Annotated in this window: 1 pseudogene; it reads right to left on the bottom strand. The window is 57.8% G+C overall.

Annotated elements, in window-relative coordinates:
* A pseudogene (locus tag DBZ16_RS14595) lies at positions 1 to 2845 on the bottom strand (hypothetical protein); the annotation flags it as partial.

A 2845-nucleotide genomic window follows, 5' to 3' on the forward strand; every position in this document is an offset into this window, starting at 1 on the left:
AATCGCCTGGTTGGTGTAATACAACTGGCTGCCGTTGATCGCATCGGTAGAATCCGCCGATACCACACCTGCCGCCACACCTTGTACCTGACGGGTCTCGTCCGTGCCGTTGCCGACGGTAACGACACCGGCGACTTTGTTCGCTGCGGCAGTCGAACCTGCTTTGCCTGCCACGGCTTTGTCGTTCAGACCGCCGTAGGTGTAGGCTTCGCCTTTGGCTGCATCAGCCGTGCGGATGCCTTGGGTTTGGGCGCGGTCGCCGAGGTAGACGGAGTCTTTAACCGTGGCTTTGATGTTGCTGCCCAGTGCGTAGGCGTTGTCGGCGGATACGTTGTTGTTGTTACCGATGGAGTAAGAGCTGTTGCCGCTTACTACGGTCGGGTCACCGATGGCGCCGGAGTTTTTGCCGCTGACGATGTTGCCGGTACCGATGGCGATGGTGTTCTCGGCGTTGGCTTTGGCGCCTTTACCGATGGCGATGGCGTTGGTGCCTTTGGAGGCGGCTTGGAAGCCGACTGCCGTGGCGTATGCGCCGCTCGCGCTGGAGTCTTCGCTGTTGCGTGCCTGTACGTCAGGGTTCACTTCGCCGTCGTTGGTATGGAAGAACTTGATGCCTTGTTCGTTCATACGGCCTACGGCTTCGATGACGTTGTTGGTCACGTACATGCCTTGGTCTTCGACGTTGTAGGTCACGAGGCTGTAACCGTTGGACTGGGCAATCTTGGTCTCGTTCGTAACGTTGGTCACGTTCGGGTTGTTGCTGTTGTCCACCAGGGTAATGTTTTTGATATTACCCAAGCCTGCTTTGCCGTCTGCTTCGACTGCCGGCGGTGCGGTGTTGACGTTGCCGCCGTTGCTGCCGATCAGTTCGTAAACTTGGTGCAGTTGTCCGCCGTTGACGGCATCGGTGCTGCCTGCGGCGACGGTGCCTGCGGCGACGTTGGTCACTTTCTTACCGCCTGCGTTGATGCCCTCAGCAGTGATGTTGACATCGCCTGCTTTCAGACCGTCTTTACCCAGCGCCACTTTGTCGCCGACGTTGACGCCGTTGTTGTTCACAACCGTATCGCCTGCTTTGACGCTGTCGACTTTCAGGTCTTTGTTGAGGCCGACCTGAATGCCGTTCGCGCCTGCGGTGGTGGTGATGTTGGCATCGCCTTTAACCGCTACGGTATCGCCCAGTTTGTTGGCAACGGTCGTACCGCTGTCGCCTGCGAAGCTGATGCCTTTGTTGTCTACCGCGTCTTTCGCCGCGACACCTTTGGCGATGTCGGCTTTGACGGCTTTAGACAGGTCAACCGCGTAGTCGGTTACGTTGTTGGCGTCTTTGCTGCCTTTGGTCACGACGATGTTGTCAGAACCTGCGGAAACGCTCGCACCGTCTGCGTTAACGGTGTAAACGGTTTGACCGTTCGCACCTTCTTTGCTGGTCACGCTGGCGATGTTGGTGCCGGCTTCGACTTCGGTCTTGGCGGCGGCAGTCAGACGGTTCAGCTGTCCGACGTTGGCGGCATCGGTGTCTTTCACACCGGCGGCAACATTACTGATGGCTTTGTTGCCTGCATTGATGCCGTCGGCAGTGATGTTCACATCGCCTGCTTTCAGACCGTCTTTGCCCAGTGCCACTTTGTCACCAACTTTAACGCCGTCGTTGTTCACAACGGTATCGCCTGCGGTGAAGCTGTCGGCTTTCAGGTTAGGTGCGGTCGCCACTTTGTAAGTGGTACTGCCGTCGGCATTTTGTTTAGGCGTGACGACGATGTTGTCGTTGCCGCTTTCCACTTTGGATGTGGCCTTCGCCGCGGCTGCTTTGAGCTGTGCAACGTTTACTGCGTCGGTGTCGGCTTCGCCTGCGGCGATGTCGGACACTTTGTTGCCGCCGTTGTTCAGACCGTCTTTGGTCAGGCTGACAGGTTTGCCTGCTTTGCCGTTGCCCACAGTCAGTCCGTTGTCGGTCAGTACGCTGCCGCCTACGGTAACCTTATCGAAGGAGACGTCGTCTGAAGTCGCTACGGTGATGTTCTTACCGTTGCGGCTGACTTTGACGTTTTTGCCTTCTTTGAAGGTTACGGTGTCGCCTGCGCCGATTTTTTCAGACGAGGTTTCGTCGTTGGCGTTCAGGTTCCAACCTTTGTCAGCAGTTTCTTTGACTGCGGCAATGGCGTCGTGGACGTTGTCTTTGCCGGTACCGCCGATGTCGGTGGTGGTCACGTTGCCTTTGTAGTTGGCTGCGTTACCGCCGAGCAGGTTCGCCAGGTTGGCTTGGGCTGCGTTCAACTGCTCTTCGCTGGCGGCTTGACCTTTAGTGGCAAAGTCCGCACCGCCCAGAGTGGTGTTGCTCAGACCGGAAATCAGACCGGCGGTACCGTCGATCACGAGCGGTTTGTTGCCTTTGCCTGCTTTGCCGACGGTAATCTTGTCAGCAAGAGAGAAGCCGATGCCGTTTTCGTCGGCGCGGGTCAGGATGTTGCCGTCGCCTTTGACGCTCAGGCTGTCACCCAGTTTCTTCGCACCGGTCGTGCCGTTGTCGGCGGCAAAGGTCAGACCTTTGTTGTCTACCGCGTCTTTCGCTGCTACGCCTTTGGCGATGTCGGCTTTGGCTTCGTCGGTCAGGTCGAGGGCGTAATCGGTAACACCGTCGGCGTCTTTCGCACCTTCGCTGACTTTAACCGCACCGCCCGCCGCTTGGCTGAGGGTGGTCTTGTCGGCATTGACGGTGTACTCGGTGTTGTTGCCGTCCACTTTTTCGCTGACGGTCACGTTCTTACCGGCGACGACGGTGGTGGTTTTTTCAGTTGCGGCGAGTTGTTCGTTCAACTGGGCAACGTTGACGGCGTCGGTGGCT

The sequence above is a fragment of the Neisseria sicca genome (assembly GCF_003044565.1).
Taxonomy (GTDB): Bacteria; Pseudomonadota; Gammaproteobacteria; order Burkholderiales; family Neisseriaceae; genus Neisseria; species Neisseria sicca_A.